Below are 18,457 nucleotides of genomic sequence, written 5' to 3'. Positions count from 1 at the left end.
GCAGGGCTCAGCGCATGCCCAGACGTGCGGGAGCAGGCGTCACATCGATGCTCTGGCTCTCGAGGTGAGCAGGATGCTGGCCTTCCATCTGCGCCGGGCTCAGCTTGAAGGCGCCCACCAGCTGGTTCAGGTGATCGGCCTGCTGGCTCATCGATTGCGACGCCGCTGCGGCTTCTTCGACCAGCGCGGCATTCTGCTGGGTGTTCTCGTCGAGGCGGGCGATGGCGGTGTTGACCTCGAGGATGCCATCGCTCTGGGCCTGGCTGGCCGCGCTGATCTCGACCACCACGGCGCTCACGCGCTGCACGCTCTCCACCACGTCCTGCATGGTGGCGCCGGCCTGTTCCACCAGGCGGCTGCCATCGGTCACACTGCTGACCGAACTGTCGATGAGCGACTTGATCTCACGCGCGGCGGAGGCCGAGCGCTGCGCCAGCGAACGCACCTCTGCGGCCACCACGGCGAAGCCGCGTCCCTGTTCGCCCGCGCGCGCCGCTTCCACGGCGGCGTTCAGGGCCAGGATGTTGGTCTGGAAGGCGATGCCGTCGATGACGCCGATGATGTCCACGATCTTGCGCGAAGACGCATCGATCTGGCCCATGGTATCGACTACCTGCTGCACCACCGTGCCGGCCTGGCTGGCCACGTCCGAGGCCGAGCCGGCCAGATGCTTGGCTTGTTGCGCGTTGTCGGCGTTGCGGCGCACGGCCTGGGTCAGTTCGTCCATGGCGGCCACGGTCTTTTCCAGCGTGTCGGCTTGCTGTTCGGTGCGCTCGGAGAGGTTCTGGTTGCCCACGGCGATTTCGGAGGAGGCGTCGGCGATGGCGTGGGTGCCGACCCGCACCTGTTGCACCAGCGAGGCCAGCTTGTCGCGCATCACGCGGATTTCATAGAGCAGGCTGGAACGGTCGCCCGGCGCCGTGTCCACCGGTGCGGACAATTCGCCGTGGGCGATACGGCCGGTGATCTCCACCGCGTAGCGCGGCTCGCCGCCCAGCTGGCCCAGGAGGCTCTTGCGGATCAGCCAGGCCGTGGCGATGCTGACCCCTAGGATGATCGCCGCGCAGGCCATGATGAGCCGCAGTGAACTGGCGAAGAGCGCGTCGGCCCGGTCGCCGGCGGCCTTGGTTTCACGTTGCACTACCTTGAGCAGCGCATCGATGTCTTGCACGATCTGGCGCCGCAAGGGGCTGCATTCCTTGACCAGGAATTCGCCATAGGCCTCCATCTGCCCGGATTCGCGGTACTTGCGCGGGCGCTTGAGTTCTTCGGCCATGGCCAACAGGCCAGCCTTGGCCTTCTCGAACTGGGCTTGGCCGGCCAGCACCGGTTCGAGCTGGCGCAGGGCGTCCAGGTAGAGCGCTTTCTGCTGGTCGAGCAAGGCCAGTTCCTTGAGGGCTTCGGCCTGGTCATGGAAGATATAGGCGTTGCGGGCGGCCAGGCCGGTCTGGTCCAGCGCTTCACGTGCTACATAGAGTGGCTCCAGCTTGGTGTCGGTGACGGTTTCCTGGTATTGCACGGCGGCCGAGATGGCGTTCATGCGCATCAGGGCGAAGGTGATGAGGATCAGCATCAAGACAATGACGATGCCGAAACCGAGACGCAATTGCGTCCCGATCTTCAATTTGCTCAGTTGATTCATGGACAGTCGCTACTTCTTGTATGAGTCCGGCTTCGCGGCGCAGCGGACGTGCGGGAACAGGGAGGAAAGCCTAGCCATGCCGCGCGTGCTGGGGGGACGGTGGAGGTCCGGCGACGGGGTTTTTCCTTGGACCGGCCATTCTAGGTGAGCTCTTCCGGGGCCTCCAGGTTTTTCGGGGCTTGACTCGGGTTTGTCGAGGATAAACGCAGTTGGCGTGGTTTTAATGAGAGAAGGGCCTCATTTGAGTCCCTTTTTCCGTGAGGATTGCGCGAGATTTTCCTACGCGAACACGGCTTCACTGCCCGCAAATCTGATTGACAAGCAGGAAGCCCGCAGGGAATAATCCGCCAAGTGATACGACGACGTACAAGGTGTCCGTTCAGCGTTCACATCCAGCAAGCATAACGATCAATAGTTTCAGGAGACAGGCTGCATGAGCCAGGACCAGGATGTTGCTGCGTGGCAGACCGCCCGTTTTTCCCGCCTTTTGCTGACCGGTGCAGCCGGCGGCGTGGGCAAGCAGTTGCGTGCGCGCCTGGCCAGCTTCGCCGAGGTTGTGCGGGTGGCTGATCTGGCCAGCGCCATGGCGGCGGTCGATCCCGCCGCGGCGCACGAGGAAGCGCTGGGGTGCGACCTGGCCGACCGCGCTGCGGTCGACGCCATGGTGGCAGGCTGCGAGGCCATCATCCACCTGGGCGGGGTCTCTGTAGAGCGTCCCTTCGAGGAAATCCTGGAAGCCAATATCAAGGGCGTCTTCCACATCTATGAAGCGGCGCGTCGACATGGCGTCAAGCGCGTCATCTTCGCCAGCTCCAACCACGTCACCGGTTTCTATGGCCAGGACGAGCGCATCGATGCGCGGGACATGAAGCGTCCCGACGGTTATTACGGCTTGTCCAAGTCCTACGGCGAAGACATGGCGCAGTTCTACTTCGACCGCTATGGCGTGGAAACGGTGAGCATCCGCATCGGTTCGATCTTCCCGGAAGCGACCAACCGCCGCATGCTGGCCAGCTGGATGAGCATGGACGACTTCGAGCAACTGCTGCGCCGTTCGCTGTTCATCCCCGACGTGGGTCACACCATCGTCTACGGCATGTCGGCCAACGCCAAGACCTGGTGGGACAACCGCTACGCCGCGCACCTGGGCTATGCGCCCAAGGACAGCTCGGAGATCTTCCGCGCCAAGGTGGAAGCGCAGCCCATGCCGGCGCCCGATGATCCGGTGCTCACCCTGCAGGGCGGGGCGTTCACGACCGCGGGCCCCTTCGATCCCCTGGCGGACTGATCTATCCACAAGGCTTTCGTTTGACCCTGGCAGTACCGTCGTACCTTCGCGTGGCATGAAGTCCCAGGCCGCGCGGCATGGCAGCACAGCACGCTACAGCTTGACCTGAATCGCAGCAAGGCAGCACCCGGCACACCGGGCCGCTCGCACGCAGCAGGATCGCGCCCGCGCCGCACCGATGTCCGGTTTCCTGAAACCTTGATGGACCCGGCAGCCCATGAACTTCTCTCTCGACTTCAGTCCCCTGGCGCCCTATTGGCCCGTGTTCCTGCATGGCGCCTGGCTGACGCTGAAGATGACCACGCTGGCGGTCATCGTGGGCGTCGCCATCGGCATCTTCGTCGCCTTCGCCAAGAACAGTCCCCATCGCTGGCTTGCGCGCGGCTGCAGCGCCTACATCGAGGTGGTGCGCAATACGCCGTTCCTGGTGCAGATCTTCCTGCTGTACTTCGGCCTGGCCAGCCTGGGCATCCGCATGCCGACCTTCGCGGCGGCGGTGCTGGCGATGATCATCAATATCGCCGCCTATGCCGCCGAGATCATCCGCGCCGGCCTCGATTCGGTGCCGCGTGGTCAGATCGAGGCGGCCCAATGCCTGGGCCTGTCGGTCTGGCGCATCCGCTGGCATGTGATGCTGCAGCCGGCCATCGAGCGCGTCTATCCGGCGCTGACCAGCCAGTTCCTGCTGATGATGCAGGCCTCGGCGATGGCCTCGCAGATCTCGGCCGAGGAGCTCACGGCCATTGCCAACACCGTGCAATCCGATACCTTCCGCTCGCTGGAAACCTATCTCGTCGTCGCTGCGCTGTACCTGGTGCTGGCGATCCTGGTCAAGCTGGTGGCCTACGCCATCGGTGAGACTATCTTCAAGCGCCGCCGCACCTTGCGCCGGGCCGCCGCGCAGGGGCGGCGCACACCGGTCTCGCGCCTGCCGGCCACCGATCCGGCGGCAATGGCGCCGCTGGCCCATGTACCCTATGTGCATCCTGCATCGCGGCCGGTGGCGGTCAATACGGCAGCTTCGCTGCGCATCGAAGGGAGCGCGTCATGATGGGTGGTTTCAGCTGGACCTATTTTTTCTTCATGGTGCAGTCGATCGGCTGGACCCTGGTGCTGTCTGCCTTGGCCTTCGTGCTCGGCGGCGCAGGTGGATTCCTGGTGATGCTGGCGCGCATCTCGCCGCACGCCTGGCTGCGGCGACCGGCCATCCTCTTCATCGAATGCGTGCAGGGCATTCCCTTGCTGATCCTGCTCTTCATCGTCTACTTCGGGCTGTCGGTGTATGGCCTGGTGCTGCCGGCGCTGGTGGCGGCGGGGCTGGCGATGATGATCTATACCAGCGCCTACCTCGGCGACATCTGGCGCGGTTGCGTCGAAGCCATGCCGCGTCCGCAGTGGGAGGCCTCGGAATGCCTGTCGCTGACGCGCTGGCAGACGCTGCGCCTGGTGATCATTCCGCAGGCCACGCGGCTGTCGCTGCCGCCGACCATCGGCTTCCTGGTGCAGTTGATCAAGATGACCTCGCTGGCCTCGGTGATCGGCTTTGTCGAACTGACCCGGGCCGGGCAGATCATCAACAATTCCATCTTCCAGCCCTTCCTGGTGTTCCTGCTGGTGGGCAGCTTCTATTTCCTGCTCTGTTATCCCTTGTCGCGCTGGAGCGCATCCATGGAGAGAAAGCTCAATGTCAGCCATCGCTAAACCCGAACCGGCGCCGCATCTGCGCCCCGTTGTGGCCTCCCGGGAGCCGCAGCCCGTCATCGTCAAGCTGGACCAGGTCTACAAGAGCTTCGGCGACAACCAGGTCTTGAAGGGCGTGTCCTTCGAAGTGGCGCGCGGCGAGATGATCGCCATCATCGGCGCCTCCGGTTCGGGCAAGTCCACCGCGCTGCGCTGCATCGACCGGCTGGAGACCATCGATTCAGGCAGCATCGAGGTGGCTGGCATCCGCGTCGATGATCCCCAGGTGGATCTGCACAAGCTGCGGCGCGAGGTGGGTATCGTGTTCCAGAGCTACAACCTGTTCCCGCACCTGAACGTGCTGGAAAACGTCATGCTGGCGCTGCGTCACGTCAAGCAGCAGGACAAGGCCGAGGCGCGCCGCGTGGCCCTGGCCGCGCTGGCTCAGGTCGGGCTCGACGAGAAGGCCAACGCCTATCCCGAGCAGCTCTCGGGCGGCCAGCAGCAGCGCGTGGCCATTGCCCGCTCGCTGGCGATGGCGCCCAAGGTGATGCTGTTCGATGAAGTGACCTCGGCGCTGGATCCGCAACTGACCGGCGAAGTGCTGCGGGTGATGGAAGACCTGGCTGCCAACGGCATGACCATGCTGCTGGTGACGCACGAGATGAACTTTGCCAAGCGGGTGGCCGACCGCATCATCTACATGCACCAGGGGCGCGTCTGGGAGGTCGGTCCCGGCGAGATGCTGGACCATCCTTACACCCCCGAACTGCAAGCCTTCCTGGCCGCCGACCTGTAGCGCATACGCTGTTCCCTGTACCGCCCATTCATACAATAACGGAGACGAAAGATGCAACACACCCCATTGCGCCGCGCCGCGCGCACCGCCATCGCTGCCCTGGTCCTGGGCCTGACCGCCCACGCCGCGCTGGCCGACCAGCTGGACGATATCAAGAAGGCTGGCAAGATCCGCATCGCCACCACCTCGAGCACGCCGCTGTTCGGCTACAGCGACGAGAAGTTGCAACTGGCCGGTTCCGACGTCGAGGCTGCGCGCCTGCTGGCGCAGGACCTGGGCGTGCAGCTCGACCTGATCCCGGTGGCCAATGCGGCGCGCGTGCCGACCTTGCAGGCCAACCGCGCCGATATCGTGGTGGGTTCGCTGTCGATCACGCCGGAGCGCCTGAAGGTCATCGACTTTTCCACTCCCTATGCCGTCATCAGCCTCATCATCGGTGCGCCCAAGAGCATGGTCATCAAGGATTACGCTGATCTCAACGGCAAGCGCATCGGCGTCACCCGCGCCACGCCCAACGATACGCTGACCACGCAGAACGCCAAGGGCGCCGAGATCATGCGCTATGAGGATGATGCGACCCTGATCACGTCGATGGTGACGGGCCAGGTGGATGTCTTCTCCAGCACGCCCTCCAACCTGCAGGAAATGCAGAAGAAAGCGCCGGGCAAGAACCTGGAGATGAAATTCGAACAGAAGGCCTTTGATCTGGGCATCGCCATCAACAAGAACCAGCCGCGCCTCAAGGAATGGATCGATGGCTGGGTCAAGACCAACATGAAGAACGGCAAGCTCAACGCCATCTACAAGAAGTATCACGGCCGCGACCTGCCGGCCGCGGTGCAGAACCCCGCGTAAGCGCCTGCTTGCGAGGCAGTGACCAACAACGCCGGGCGCAGCAGGGCCCGGCGTTGTTGCGTCATGCGCGTCATGCGTGAGGGCTAGCCGCCCTCGAAGATGCGCAGGCGCGCATGGCCGATGTGGGCGCGCATGGCGGCTTCGGCCCTGGCGGGCGAGCCTTCGGCGATGGCCTGGATGATGGCCTGGTGTTCGTCGTCGATGGTCTGGATGCGTTCGCCGTCCTGCGGCGAGCCCAGGTTCTGCGCCAGCTCCATGCACTGGCGGATCGGCCCCAGCGCATGTTCGATGGTAGAGATGAAGAAGGGATTGCGGGTGGCGCGGGCAATGGCCATGTGCAGCGCGAGGTCTTCGTCCACCCCGGTCTGGCCTTCCAGCTGTGCGCGCTGCAAGGCCTGCAGCGCGATGCGCATGGCCTGCACGTCCTCGTCCTGGCGCGCCGTGGCGGCAATGCCGGCTGCGCCCACCTCCACGCATTCGCGGAAGGCATAGTAGCGCTCCACATCATGGATGCTGGCGATCTGCGGACTGCCCTGCGAGGACAGCGTGGGCAGGCGCTGCACATAGTTGCCCGAGCCGCGCCGCGATACCACGATGCCTTCCGAACGCAACCGCGAGAGCGCTTCGCGCACCGTGGTGCGCGAGGCTTCATAGCGTTGCGCCAGCTCAACCTCGGTGGGCAGCTTGCGGTTCTCGCCCAGTTCACCGCGCAGGATGGCGGCGATGATCTGCCGGCAGATGTGTTCCGAGCGACTCAGGCGATGCGTGCGGCTGGCTGCCAGGGAAGGTGGGAGAGAATCTAACATGTACGATGACTGCTACCGTTGAGTTCGTTGAGAGACACTATGACCGAGGACGCCTGCCTGCGCAAGCGCTGACTGCCGGCTTCCCGGCGGGTGGCTGGAGCGCCCCGCAAAGCCGCACCGGACAGCCAGGATCTGCGCGATTTCGGTTGACTTCCGAGGCGCTCATCATTAGAGTTGTCCACCTGCATTCGGAATTAGTCCGACTAATTACAGGCTTACTTATACGACATCGTATAAATAAAGCGACAACAACGACAATGTGGAGACGGGTGTGACAACAGTTTCGCCAGATGCACGAGCTTCGCACCACCCCAGCCGTACCGCGCCCGCCTGCGTGACATCCACCGCCGACGCAGGGACGCGAGGGGCACAGCCGTCCTCGCCTTGACGATTGACGCTTAGCGTTGGGTGCTTAGCGCCTGGCGCTGACCGATTTGAAGAAAAATCCTTTTGGAGACGCCATGAAGTACGTAAGAGGAATCCGTTGGTATATGGTGACCCTGGTCACCCTCGCCCTGATCGTCAATTACCTGGCCCGCAACACGCTCTCGGTGGCCGCCCCGACGATGATGAAAGAGCTGGACATGAGCACCCAGCAATACTCCTACATCGTGGTGGCCTGGCAGATCTGCTATGCCGTCATGCAACCGGTGGCGGGCTATATCCTCGATGCGGTCGGCACCAAGATCGGCTTTGGCATCTTCGCGCTGGCCTGGTCGCTGGTGTGCGCAGCGGCCGCCTTTGCCACTGGCTGGCAGAGCCTGGCCTTCTTCCGGGCGCTGCTGGGCATCACCGAAGCGGCGGGCATTCCGGGCGGCGTGAAGGCCTCCACCGAGTGGTTCCCTGCCAAGGAACGTTCGGTGGCCATCGGCTGGTTCAACATCGGTTCGTCCATTGGCGCGCTGTGCGCACCGCCCTTGGTGGTGTGGACCATCCTGCACGGCGGCTGGAAGATGTCCTTCGTCGTAGTCGGCGCGCTGGGCGTGATCTGGTTCGTGCTGTGGATGCTGTTCTACAAGAGCCCGCGCGACCAGAAGCTGCTCTCGCCGGAAGAACGCGCCTACATCCTCGAGGGCCAGGAAAAATCGCCCGAGAAGGTGCAGCGTGAGAGCTGGACCAAGATCGTGCGCAGCCGCAACTTCTGGTCCATCGCCATCCCGCGCTTCCTGTCGGAGCCGGCCTGGCAGACCTTCAATGCCTGGATTCCGCTGTACATGGCCACCGAGCGCCACATGAACATCAAGGAAATCGCCATGTTCGCCTGGCTGCCTTTCCTGGCGGCCGATATCGGTTGCGTGCTGGGTGGTTACCTCAGCCCGCTGTTCCACAAGCACCTGAAGGTGTCGCTGTTTACCTCGCGCAAGCTGGTCATGCTGGTGGGCAGCCTCTCCATGATCGGGCCGGCCTGCGTGGGCTTTGTCGATAGTCCCTATGTGGCCATTGCGCTCTTGTCCATCGGCGGCTTTGCCCACCAGACACTGTCCGGCGCGCTGTATTCGATCACCTCCGACGTGTTCACCAAGAACCAGGTCGCGACCGCCACCGGCCTGACCGGCATGAGCGGCTACCTGGGTGCGACCCTGTTTACGCTGCTCTTCGGCATCCTGGTCACGCAGATCGGCTATGGTCCGCTGTTCGTGCTGCTGGCCGCGTTCGACCTGGTGGCCGTGGCCGTGGTGTTTGCGATCGCTCGCCCGCGTCCCGAGGCCATTGCCTAAGCGCAGTCAACGATTATTTCTCCAGTGGAGTTCCGCCTCGCCTCAGAGGCGGACGATGACAAGGCGGCCAGATCATGGCCGCCATTTTTTTTTACGCCGCGGTGCTTACAGCGCAGGGCGCGGCTGCGTCAGCCAGGCCTGCACCGAGGGACGCTGCCATTGGCGGCGGGCATAGTCTTCCAGGTGCGGCGGCACGCGATCGCCATGCAAGGCTAGCCGGTTGAGCATGAGCGCCAGATCGACATCGGCGATGCACCATTGGCCGAAGAGGCTATCGGCCCCGACGGGCAGCAACTGCCCGGCGAAATGGAACAGGCGCTGCGCCGCCGCGCTGGCCTCTTCCGAGAGCGCCGCCTTCTTCGCGCCATAGAACACCACCTGCGTATTCCTTTCTTCCCGGAGGGCCATGAGGTCGCTGCGCAGCCAGGCCTGGACCTGCCGTGCGCGGGCGCGCGCCACTGCGTCCTGCGGATAGAGGCGCGGGCCGGCAAAGACCTCGTCGAGGTATTCCGTGATTGCCGAGGATTCCGACAGCGTCAGCGCGCCATGCCGCAGCATCGGCACGCGCGAGGTCAGTGAGCGCTGGGCGTAGTCAGGCTCATGCTGCTGGCCGCGGTCGAGGTCGAGGGTATGCAGGGTGAAGGGCAACTGCTTCTCGCGCAGGGCCACGAAGACCGACATGGCGTAGGGACTGGCGAACTGGGCATCGACGTAGAGCTGCAGGACATCGTCCTCGGGCGTCGTCGGGACAGGGTGGGACAGGAGGGTAGGACTGGATTGCATGCTTGCCTCATGAAGAACAGTGGTTGGACAACCGTCGCGCCGGCAGGGTCGGGCGAGTTCTGGAAGCAATGCGATGCGATCCCATCCCGCCTGGCGATCCGCCGGACGGGACGTGGCATCCCCGTCAGCGGAGAGACCGTTTCTTGGTGTTCAGCCCGCACACGGCCAGGCCTGCCGCAGGGGCGGCGACAAGGTGTGGCAGTGGGGATCGCTTCTGCTGCATGGTCTGCATTGGCGCTGGGAGAAGTGGTGGGCTGAGCGACGATGGTAATCGAGATTGTCGGGGTATTGCTGTGGTGGTGCGCATAAACCACAGGACGCGCGCCAGAATCAGCCTTTCTGCAGGGGCGCAAGGCGGTCCCCTTTTATCCCCTTTTCTCGAACTACTTTGTTCCCCGCCAACTTGGCATTCATAACCAGCTTGGTTACCATGCGTATGGAAAAACATACCCCACATTACAAGCTTGCAGTCGTGAAGTCCCTGCTCAGGCAGGGGCAGGTCCGCAAAACGGCGACCGCTCTTCTCGGTGCGGCGGCACTGGGCATCGATGAAATGGAAATGGTGGCCGTCGTCGCATCGTTGAGCAGCGCAGATTTCTGCAAGAGCATGACCACCCGTGCTGATCACCGTATCTGGCAAGACGTCTATCGGCCTGCCACCCGCTACGGTGTCCTCTACGTCAAGTTGACCGTGCTTGATGATGTGCTGATCGTATCCTTCAAGGAGAGCTGACATGAAATGTCCCCATTGCGGAGGCGCGCACCTGATCCGCGACACGCGCGATCTGCCCTATGCCTACAAGGGCGAAACCACGGTCATTGCGACGGTCACCGGCGACTATTGCCCGCGCTGCGGCGAGTGTCTGCCGACCATCGAAGAAGAAGCCAGGATCTCGGCCGAGGCGCTGGCCTTCAATAAGGAAATCAACGCCGGGATGATCGATCCCGCCGAAATCATCTCTACCCGCGAGGCCCTGCAACTGGGCCAGCGCGAGGCCAGCCTGCTGTTCGGCGGAGGGATCAATGCCTTCAACCGCTATGAGGCCGGCAAGATCCAGCCGCCGCGTGCGCTGGTGCTGTTGTTGCGCCTGTTGCGCAAGCACCCGGAGTTGCTCAGTGAACTGCGCGCCGACGCCGGCATGAGCGCGCGTGGCCAGGCCGTCCATTCGGTCCAGGAAGCCGGCGCCGGCCGCTTGCGGACCCGCTCGCGCAAGTGAACAGGCCCTAGCGTATCTCCGCGCTATACCTGAACTTGCTCGCCGCGCCCCGCGACTGCCGCCACTCCAGCGGCTGGCCGTCCGAGCCGAAGGCGATGCGCTCTATCATCACCACCGGCGTCTTTTCCGTCAGGCCCAGCAGCTTGGCCTGGGCCGCCGTCACCGTCTCCACCGTCAAGGTCTCGCGCGCCGAGGCGACGATCAATCCGCATTCACGCTCATACAGGGGATAGAGCAGGTCGCCGAACTCTTCCGGCGCCTTGTCGGCCAGCGCCTTGAAGCGCTGCGCGCACAGGTAGATGTTCTCGGCCAGCACAGGCTGCCCATCCACCATGCGCAGGCGATGCAGTTCGATCACCTTGGCATGCGGCTTCAATTGCAAGGCCTCGGCCGCCTGCGCCGGCGCCTCCACCAACTTGCGGCTGACGATCACGCTCTTGGGCGCGAGCGGACGGCCATCGGCCGATTCGAAACGAAAGAAGCGGAACAGCGAATTGTCGAAGCGCGCCTTGCGCACGAAGGTGCCGCGTCCATGCGTGCGCTCCACCAGGCCTTCGGCCATCAGCGTTTCAATGGCGCGACGCACCGTGCCCACCGCGACCTGGTAGGTCTGGCTCAGCTCGGCTTCGGACGGAATGGGCTGGCCCGGCTGCCATTTCTGGGCGCGGATCTGGGTCGCCAGCAGATCACGTAACTGGAGATAAAGCGGCAGGCGCGCATCGACGCCGGTCTGGTCAAGCATGGTGCAACTTGGCTCGCAGTGATGGAAAGTCGTCCAGTCTACCCGCGCCGCGCGCCGCTCACAACGCTTGCAAGCCGACACGGCAATGTGCGTGGCAGCCTGCTCCCCTGCTCTTGTCGAAAACACCACGTCCGCCACCAGGGTTGTTGCACCGGCAGGCCTGTGTTATCTTCCGTCAACTCATATATATGTCTGTATGAGTCATCATCCACATAATTCAATCAGCTAAGTGTTGCTTGCGCTATCTTGCCCTCGGCGGCAGAGCCTGGGCGGCACGCCTTCAGCTTAGAGGACGAGACAATGTTTTCATGGTATCGGCAGGTCACTGCCAAGGAACGCAAGACTTTCTGGGCCTGCTTCAGCGGTTGGGCGCTGGACGCGCTGGACGTGCAGATGTTCAGCCTGGCCATCCCCGCGCTGATCGCTGCCTTTTCCCTCTCCAAGGCCGATGCCGGCCTGATCAGCGGCGCCACCCTGGTGGCCTCGGCCATCGGCGGCTGGTTCGCCGGCGCCCTGTCGGACCGCTATGGCCGCGTCAAGACGCTGCAGATCACCATCATCTGGTTTTCCTTCTTCACCTTCCTCTCCGCCTTCGCCCAGAGCTTCCCGCAACTGCTGGTGCTCAAGGCCTTGCAGGGCTTCGGCTTCGGTGGCGAGTGGGCGGCCGGGGCCGTGCTCATGGCCGAGACCATCCGCGCCGAACATCGCGGCAAGGCCATGGGCACCGTCCAGAGCGCCTGGGCGGTCGGCTGGGGCGGCGCGGTGCTGCTGTTCTCGGTGCTGTTCTCGCTGCTGCCGCAGGAGATGGCCTGGCGCGTGATGTTCGTCATCGGTTTGCTGCCGGCCTTGCTGGTGGTCTACGTGCGCCGCTCGGTGCAGGAAACCGACGCCTTCCTGGCCGGCCAGAAGGCGGCCGCCAGCAAGCCTGCGGCCAGCACGCTGCTGGGCATCTTCCGTCCGGACGTGCTGCGCCTGACCATCATCGGCAGCCTCCTGGGCGTGGGTGCGCACGGCGGTTACTACGCGCTGATGACCTGGCTGCCGACCTACCTCAAGACCGAGAAGCATCTGTCGGTGCTCTCCACCGGCGGCTACCTGGCCGTCATCATCGTCGCCTTCTGGTGCGGCTGCATCGCCAGTTCGCAATTGCTGGACCGCATCGGCCGCCGTCGCACCGTGGCGTTCTTTGCACTGGCCTGCGTGGCCACCGTGCTGTGCTACATCTTCCTGCCGCTGTCGGACACCCAGATGCTGGTCTGCGGCTTCCCGCTGGGCTTCTTCGCCGCCGGCATCCCGGCCAGCATGGGCGCGCTCTTCAATGAACTCTACCCGAGCGGCATTCGCGGCACGGGGGTGGGTTTCTGCTACAACTTCGGACGCGTGGCCTCGGCCGGCTTCCCGGTGCTGGTGGGCCACATGAGCGACTCCATGCCGCTGGGCCAGGCCATCGGCATCGACGCCGCCATCGCCTATTCGCTGGTGGTGGTGGCCGTGCTGATGCTGCCCGAGACCAAGGGCCGCAAGATGGAAACCTCCGCATGAGCCAGCCCTGCGCGACGCCCGCGACTGTGCTGCGCATCGACACGCACGCCCACGTCTTCACCCGCGACCTGCCGCTGGCCGATGTGCGCCGCTACGCGCCGACCTATGACGTCACCGTCGAGCAATACATCGCCCGTCTCGACACCCATGGCATGAGCCATGGCGTGCTGGTGCAGCCCAGCTTCCTGGGCAGCGACAACCGCTACCTGCTGGCCGCCCTTGCACGCTATCCGCAGCGGCTGCGCGGCATCGCCATGGTCGACGCCGACGTCAGCGAGCAGCAACTGCTGGCCCTGCAGGCCGGCGGTGTGGTGGGCATCCGTTTCAACCTGGTCGGTGGTGCGCCCGTGCCAGACTTCACGGGCGTCTGGCGTAGCACCCTGGCGCGTATTGCGCAGCTGGGCTGGCAGGTGGAGATCCATCGCGAGGCGGTGGATCTGCCGCGCGTGCTGCCCCCTTTGCTGGCCATGGGCTTGAAGGTGGTGGTCGACCATTTCGGCCGGGTCGACGCCGCTCTGGGCGTGGATGATCCAGGCTTTCGTTATCTGCTCTCCAGCGCTGCTGGCGGGCAGGTCTGGGTCAAGCTCTCGGCCTCCTATCGCAATGGCGGGGCCGAGCAGGGCCAGCGCTTCGCCCGCCAGGCCTGGCCCTTGCTGCGCGAGCATTTCGGAGCGCAGCGCCTGCTCTGGGGCAGCGACTGGCCGCACACCCAGCACGAGAGTCTCACCGACTACGGCCACAGCTGGCAGCAGTTCACCCAGCTGGTGAGCGATGAGGAGCAACGCCGCATCATCACGGGCCAGACAGCGGCCCAGTTGTTCGGCATCAACTGAACAGGGAAGGGCGCCGTCGCCAGACGGCCTCTCCAGAACCCGGTCCCTTGCATGGACCGGGTTTTTTGCTTTTTGCGGCGGCGCATGTCGAAACGCTAATGTTCCCGCCGCGTGAAATGGATACGACGAATTCAGAGAGGGAAGGGGTAACACCAATGAAATGGTTCATGGATCGCAAGATCGCCACCAAGCTGCTGCTGTCCTTTGTAGCCGTGCTGATGCTGATGAGTTGCCTGGGCGTCTTCTCGGTCTACCAGATGGACAAGGTCAACGACGCCGCCACCGAGATCGCCCACAAGTGGGAGCCCAGCGTGCGCATCAGCCTGACGCTGGAGAAGGTGCTGGCGCGGGTGCGCTCCACCGAGTTCCAGCACATCCTGGGCAATCAGGAGAGCATGGCCACGCTGGAAAAGGCGCTGACCGAGCGCTATGCCGAATTCACGCAGTTGCAGCAGGACTACCGCAAGCTGCCGTTGACGCCCGAAGAGACGGCCTCCTTCGATCAGGTCAGCAAGACCCTGGCGGCCTACCTGGTGGAGCATCGCAAGATCATTGCGCTGTCCCACGACAACCGCAAGGACGAGGCGCTGGCTCTGACCAAGGGCGATTCGCTGAAGGCCTACCGCGCCATCGACAAGCAGTTCGCCACGCTGCGCCAGTCCAGCATCGACCACAAGGAAGAAGCCAATACCCTGGCCGATCAGATCTATGACAGCTCCCAGCACTGGATCATCGGCCTGCTGCTGGCCGGCATCGCGCTGGGCCTGGCGCTGGCCATCGCCATTGCCCGGATCGTGTCGCAACCGCTGGCGCAGGCGCTGCAGCTGGCGCGCCAGGTGGCCGACAACGACCTCACCGGGCAGGTCCGCGTCCACAGCGCCGACGAGACCGGGCAACTGATGCAGGCCCTGAACCACATGACCCAGAGCCTGGGCAACATGGTGGCCGAGGTCCATCGCAGCATCAGCGTCATCGACACCGCCTCCGGCGAGATCGCCAGCGGCAACGCCGACCTGTCCGCGCGCACCGAATCGCAAGCCTCCAGCCTGGAAGAGACCGCCTCGGCCATGGAAGAGCTGACCTCCACCGTGCGCCAGAACGCCGACCATGCGCACCAGGCCAATGAGCTGGTGGCGACATCCTCGCGCCTGGCCGTGCAAGGCGGCGCGGTGGTGGACCAGGTGGTGCAGACCATGGGCGAGATCCGCACCGGCTCGGCGCGCATTGCCGACATCACGGGCGTGATCGATGGCATCGCTTTCCAGACCAATATCCTGGCCCTCAATGCCGCCGTCGAAGCGGCGCGCGCTGGTGAGCAGGGGCGCGGCTTCGCCGTGGTGGCGACCGAAGTGCGCAGCCTGGCCCAGCGCTCGGCAGCGGCTGCGCGCGAGATCAAGGCGCTCATCGAGGGCTCGGTGCAACAGGTGGCCACCGGCGCTGAACTGGTAGACCAGGCCGGCCAGACCATGCACGAGATCGTCGATTCGGTGGCCCGCGTGGCGACCCTGATGAGCGAGATCGCCGTGGCCAGCCGCGAACAGAGCCGCGGCATCGACGAGATCAACCACGCCGTCACGCAGATGGACGAGGGGACCCAGCAAAACGCCGCGCTGGTGGAGCAGGCCGCCGCCGCCGCCCACTCCCTGCGCGACCAGACCCGCCAGTTGGCCGCGCTGGTGGCGCGCTTCCGCCTGCGCGGGATGGCGCACGCCAGCTGATCCGGCCCCGGGGCGCGCCAGGGCGGCGCGTACGGTTTGTCGCCCCGAGAGAACAAATTGCCGCCGAGCTTGTCCTACCGCCCAGCGCAGGCAGCGGCTCATCGGGACGGGGACTCATAGGCTGACATGTCTGTTGTTCAACATTTCGCCGTCGGGGCGGCAGAAAGTCAGCATTGAAAAAGTTAATCAATCGCCTCTTGCTGGGCCTGGGCGGCCTGGCGGTCTTCTGGGGCCTGGGCATGATCAGCGGCAACGAACTGGCCAAGAGCAGCGTCCTCATGGCCACCGCCTTGCCCGGCATTGCCGGCCTGTTCCTGATCATTCCCTGGTGCCGTCGCAGGCCCGGCCTGTTCTCCACCGCCAGCCTGTTGATCATCGGCCTGTTCTTCCTCGATGCTGCGCTCAAGGGTTTCCTGCGCGATTATTTCGGCCTGCGGCCCAATCCCGTCCTGGTGCTGCAAGCCATCTTCAACACGAATCCCGCCGAGAGCAGCGAGTTCTTCCGCCACAACTGGCGCGACGTGGCCCAGGCCGTGCTGGCCTTTGTGGTGATGATGAGCCTGGCCTGGCTGGGCGAGCGCTGGCTGGCGCGCCGCGAGGCCCGGCAAGCGGCGGCGCCCTGGCGTGCGCGTGGCGTGGCTGGCGTGGGTCTGTTGCTGGCAGTGTTCGTGGCGCTGCATTTCAATCCCACCATGGCCAAGGAAAACCCGCTGCTGTTCTGGCCGATCCGCTATCTGGAATACCAGGCCCAGACCGAGCAGGCCCGCAGCATGGAACAGAATATCGCCAGCAACATGGCGCAGAGTGCGCAGTGGCAGGTCCACTACGCCGGCCCGCAGCGCAACACCCTGGTCTGGGTGATCGGCGAGAGCCTGAACCGCGCCAACATGTCGCTCTACGGCTATGAACGCCAGACCACGCCGCTCCTGGACGCCATGCGCCGGGACTTGCTGGTGTTCCGCGATGTGGTGTCATCCGAGCCGGCCACCATGGGCTCGCTCATGAAGATGCTCACCCCGGCCGACCTGGACGATCCGCACGCCTGGAGCCGTAAGCCGGACGTGGTGATGCTGGCGCGGGAGGCGGGCTTTCGCGTGATCTGGCTGTCCAACCAGGTGCCTAACGATGGCTGGCTGGGCGTGGTCAGCCGACGCGCCGACCAGCAGGTCTTCATCAACAAGGGCGCTGGCCGCGGCGAAAACAATTTCGACGGCAACCTGCTGCCGGGCCTGGAGGCCGCCCTGCAGGACCCGGCCCCGAAGAAGCTGATCGTGGTCCATCTGCTGGGCGCGCATCCCACATACGACATGCGCTATCCCAGCGATTACGCGCGCTTTGACGGCGTGCGCGACGGCGTCACGCAGAAGCTGGAGAACGCCGATCGCTCACCGTGGATACGCCAGCTGCGCAACGAATACGACAATGCCATCGCCTACAACGATTACGTGGTGGGCAACATGCTGCGCCTGACCATGCGCACCGCGCCCGAGGACAATGCCAGCCTGGTGTTCAGCTCGGATCATGCCCAGGAGGTGGGGCATACCCGCGACCATGCCGGCCAGTCGGCCTCGGACCCCAGCGGCTATGAAATCCCCATGCTGCTGTGGACCCGCTCCTTCATCGGCAAGAGCTCCGAAGAGCGAGCCCAACTGGAACACCGGCCCTACCAGACCGACCAGATGGAGCACACCATCCTGGGCCTGTTGGGTGTGCGCTCGGTGTACTACGATGCGCACCGCGACATCCTCAGCGACAGCTTCCACGCGCCACCCTTCCACGGCCTGCGCCGCATCAATGGCCAGCCATATCTGCCACGCACTGTGCCCTACAACCAGCCTGGATGACGCGCCGATGGCCTCTCAGGGACCGTCGGCAATCTCGGGGTCGACCAGCTGCGCCAGCAGTTGCAGCGATTCCTGCCAGCCGGCGTAGCAGAACTCCAGCGGGATCATCGGCGGTATGCCCTGCTGCACCACCGTCAGTTCGCTGCCGACCAGGCAGGCGGCAATGCTGATGGTGACCTTCATCTCGCCCTGCAGGTTGGGGTCGTCGAACTGGTCGGTATAGACGATGCGTTCATTGGGGACCAGTTCGACGTAGGTACCACCGAAGGCCTGGGTCTGTCCCGTACTGAAATTGGTGAACGACATCTTGTGCGAGCCGCCCACGCGTGCGTCCATGTGGTGGACCTTGCCGGTGAAGCCATGCGGCGGCAGCCATTTCACCATCGCATCAGGATCGAGGAAGGCGCGGTAGACGCGTTCCGGCTTGGCCCGCAGGACGCGGTAGAGTTTGACGGTGTGCGGCTGGCTCATGGGTGCTCTCCTTCAGGGGCGCCCGGACGGGCGGATTCGACGTGCGGGAACAGGCGCAGCCTCCGCTGCCGGCGCGTCGAAGTCAAGCGCGACAGCAGCGCTGCGCGCCATGCGGCTCGGGTGGCTCAGGCAGGACAGTGGCAGACCACCTCGATGTTGTGCCCATCCGGGTCCAGCACGAAGGCGCCGTAGTAGTGCGGATGATAGTGCGCGCGGATGCCCGGCCCGCCGTTGTCGCGGCCGCCGGCGGCCAGTGCCGCCGCGTAGAAGGCATCGACCGGCGCACGCGTCTCGGCGCGGAAGGCCACGTGTACCGGCGGCTGGTTGGGCGTGCCACGGCTGATCCAGAAATCCGGCTTGCCGTGTTCGCCGAAGCCGGCCACGTCGGTATGGCCGGTCACCGAGGCCGGCAGCTCCATCACCAGCGTATAGCCGATGGGGGCCAGCGCGGCCAGGTAGAAGGCCTTGCTCTTTTCGAAATCGCTGACGGTCACGCCGGTATGGTCGATCATGGTCGGG

The 18,457-nt window shown here is 64.6% G+C and carries 17 protein-coding genes and 1 pseudogene; 12 read left to right on the top strand and 6 right to left on the bottom strand.

The genetic code is table 11. From position 1 onward, the window contains the following. Window positions 1–7: 7 nt before the first annotated feature. Entirely contained in the window at window positions 8–1,642 is a 1,635-nt protein-coding gene (locus ACP92_RS22995; RefSeq protein ID WP_013236528.1) for a methyl-accepting chemotaxis protein, read from the bottom strand. Window positions 1,643–2,075: 433 nt separating this feature from the next. On the opposite strand from ACP92_RS22995, the gene ACP92_RS22990 reads away from it, so the two are divergent. The 5 genes from ACP92_RS22990 (at window position 2,076) to ACP92_RS22970 (ending at window position 6,264) form a co-directional block, all read left to right on the top strand. Next, window positions 2,076–2,930, top strand: coding sequence for an NAD-dependent epimerase/dehydratase family protein (locus ACP92_RS22990; protein ID WP_013236527.1), 855 nt, complete (start codon window positions 2,076–2,078; stop codon window positions 2,928–2,930). Window positions 2,931–3,147: 217 nt separating this feature from the next. Then, complete coding sequence (locus ACP92_RS22985) at window positions 3,148–3,981, top strand: amino acid ABC transporter permease (RefSeq protein WP_013236526.1); 834 nt, start codon at window positions 3,148–3,150, stop codon at window positions 3,979–3,981. Beyond that, window positions 3,978–4,631, top strand: coding sequence for an amino acid ABC transporter permease (locus tag ACP92_RS22980; protein WP_013236525.1), 654 nt, complete (start codon window positions 3,978–3,980; stop codon window positions 4,629–4,631). The genes ACP92_RS22985 and ACP92_RS22980 overlap by 4 nt, the downstream gene beginning before the upstream one ends. Continuing rightward, window positions 4,615–5,409 (top strand): amino acid ABC transporter ATP-binding protein, encoded by a 795-nt coding sequence (locus ACP92_RS22975; RefSeq protein WP_013236524.1) that lies wholly within the window; start codon window positions 4,615–4,617, stop codon window positions 5,407–5,409. The genes ACP92_RS22980 and ACP92_RS22975 overlap by 17 nt, the downstream gene beginning before the upstream one ends. 51 nt (window positions 5,410–5,460) lie before the next feature. Next, the gene (locus tag ACP92_RS22970) at window positions 5,461–6,264 is read left to right on the top strand and encodes a transporter substrate-binding domain-containing protein (RefSeq protein WP_013236523.1); all 804 of its coding nucleotides are present in this window, start codon (window positions 5,461–5,463) and stop codon (window positions 6,262–6,264) included. Window positions 6,265–6,347: 83 nt separating this feature from the next. On the opposite strand, the gene ACP92_RS22965 is transcribed toward ACP92_RS22970, so the two are convergent. Beyond that, window positions 6,348–7,070, bottom strand: coding sequence for a FadR/GntR family transcriptional regulator (locus tag ACP92_RS22965; protein WP_013236522.1), 723 nt, complete (start codon window positions 7,068–7,070; stop codon window positions 6,348–6,350). Window positions 7,071–7,531: 461 nt separating this feature from the next. Here ACP92_RS22965 and ACP92_RS22960 point away from each other — a divergent pair, with 461 nt between their 5' ends. Beyond that, the gene (locus ACP92_RS22960) at window positions 7,532–8,788 is read left to right on the top strand and encodes an MFS transporter (protein ID WP_013236521.1); all 1,257 of its coding nucleotides are present in this window, start codon (window positions 7,532–7,534) and stop codon (window positions 8,786–8,788) included. A 105-nt stretch (window positions 8,789–8,893) separates the two neighbouring features. On the opposite strand, the gene yfcF is transcribed toward ACP92_RS22960, so the two are convergent. Further along, the gene (gene yfcF / locus ACP92_RS22955; RefSeq protein WP_013236520.1) at window positions 8,894–9,571 is read right to left on the bottom strand and encodes a glutathione transferase; all 678 of its coding nucleotides are present in this window, start codon (window positions 9,569–9,571) and stop codon (window positions 8,894–8,896) included. Window positions 9,572–10,007: 436 nt separating this feature from the next. Between yfcF and ACP92_RS22950 the strand changes: the two genes are divergently transcribed. Next, window positions 10,008–10,304 (top strand): type II toxin-antitoxin system MqsR family toxin, encoded by a 297-nt coding sequence (locus tag ACP92_RS22950; protein WP_013236519.1) that lies wholly within the window; start codon window positions 10,008–10,010, stop codon window positions 10,302–10,304. A gap of 1 nt (window position 10,305) precedes the next feature. Then, a pseudogene (locus ACP92_RS22945) lies at window positions 10,306–10,704 on the top strand (type II toxin-antitoxin system MqsA family antitoxin); the annotation flags it as partial. Between the two features lie 91 nt (window positions 10,705–10,795). Here the strand turns inward: ACP92_RS22945 and ACP92_RS22940 are convergent. Beyond that, the gene (locus tag ACP92_RS22940; RefSeq protein ID WP_013236517.1) at window positions 10,796–11,530 is read right to left on the bottom strand and encodes a GntR family transcriptional regulator; all 735 of its coding nucleotides are present in this window, start codon (window positions 11,528–11,530) and stop codon (window positions 10,796–10,798) included. 300 nt (window positions 11,531–11,830) lie between these two features. On the opposite strand from ACP92_RS22940, the gene ACP92_RS22935 reads away from it, so the two are divergent. The 4 genes from ACP92_RS22935 (at window position 11,831) to ACP92_RS22920 (ending at window position 17,467) form a co-directional block, all read left to right on the top strand. After that, complete coding sequence (locus tag ACP92_RS22935; RefSeq protein WP_013236516.1) at window positions 11,831–13,072, top strand: MFS transporter; 1,242 nt, start codon at window positions 11,831–11,833, stop codon at window positions 13,070–13,072. Then, entirely contained in the window at window positions 13,069–13,905 is an 837-nt protein-coding gene (locus ACP92_RS22930; RefSeq protein ID WP_013236515.1) for an amidohydrolase family protein, read from the top strand. Before ACP92_RS22935 ends, ACP92_RS22930 begins: the two co-directional genes overlap by 4 nt. Before the next feature lie 155 nt (window positions 13,906–14,060). Beyond that, complete coding sequence (locus ACP92_RS25275; protein ID WP_041311350.1) at window positions 14,061–15,623, top strand: methyl-accepting chemotaxis protein; 1,563 nt, start codon at window positions 14,061–14,063, stop codon at window positions 15,621–15,623. Between the two features lie 173 nt (window positions 15,624–15,796). Next, on the top strand, window positions 15,797–17,467 hold the full coding sequence (locus ACP92_RS22920) for a phosphoethanolamine transferase (protein ID WP_013236513.1): 1,671 nt from the start codon (window positions 15,797–15,799) through the stop codon (window positions 17,465–17,467). 15 nt (window positions 17,468–17,482) lie between these two features. On the opposite strand, the gene ACP92_RS22915 is transcribed toward ACP92_RS22920, so the two are convergent. Next, a complete protein-coding gene (locus tag ACP92_RS22915; RefSeq protein ID WP_013236512.1) occupies window positions 17,483–17,938 on the bottom strand; it encodes an SRPBCC family protein in 456 nt (151 codons plus the stop codon). A 125-nt stretch (window positions 17,939–18,063) separates the two neighbouring features. After that, the gene (locus ACP92_RS22910; protein WP_013236511.1) at window positions 18,064–18,450 is read right to left on the bottom strand and encodes a VOC family protein; all 387 of its coding nucleotides are present in this window, start codon (window positions 18,448–18,450) and stop codon (window positions 18,064–18,066) included. Window positions 18,451–18,457 lie beyond the last annotated feature (7 nt).

The organism is Herbaspirillum seropedicae, from assembly GCF_001040945.1.
Taxonomy (GTDB): Bacteria; Pseudomonadota; Gammaproteobacteria; order Burkholderiales; family Burkholderiaceae_D; genus Herbaspirillum; species Herbaspirillum seropedicae.
The sequence above is the reverse complement of the archived record's forward strand: the minus strand, read 5'-3'. Positions and strand labels throughout refer to the sequence as shown.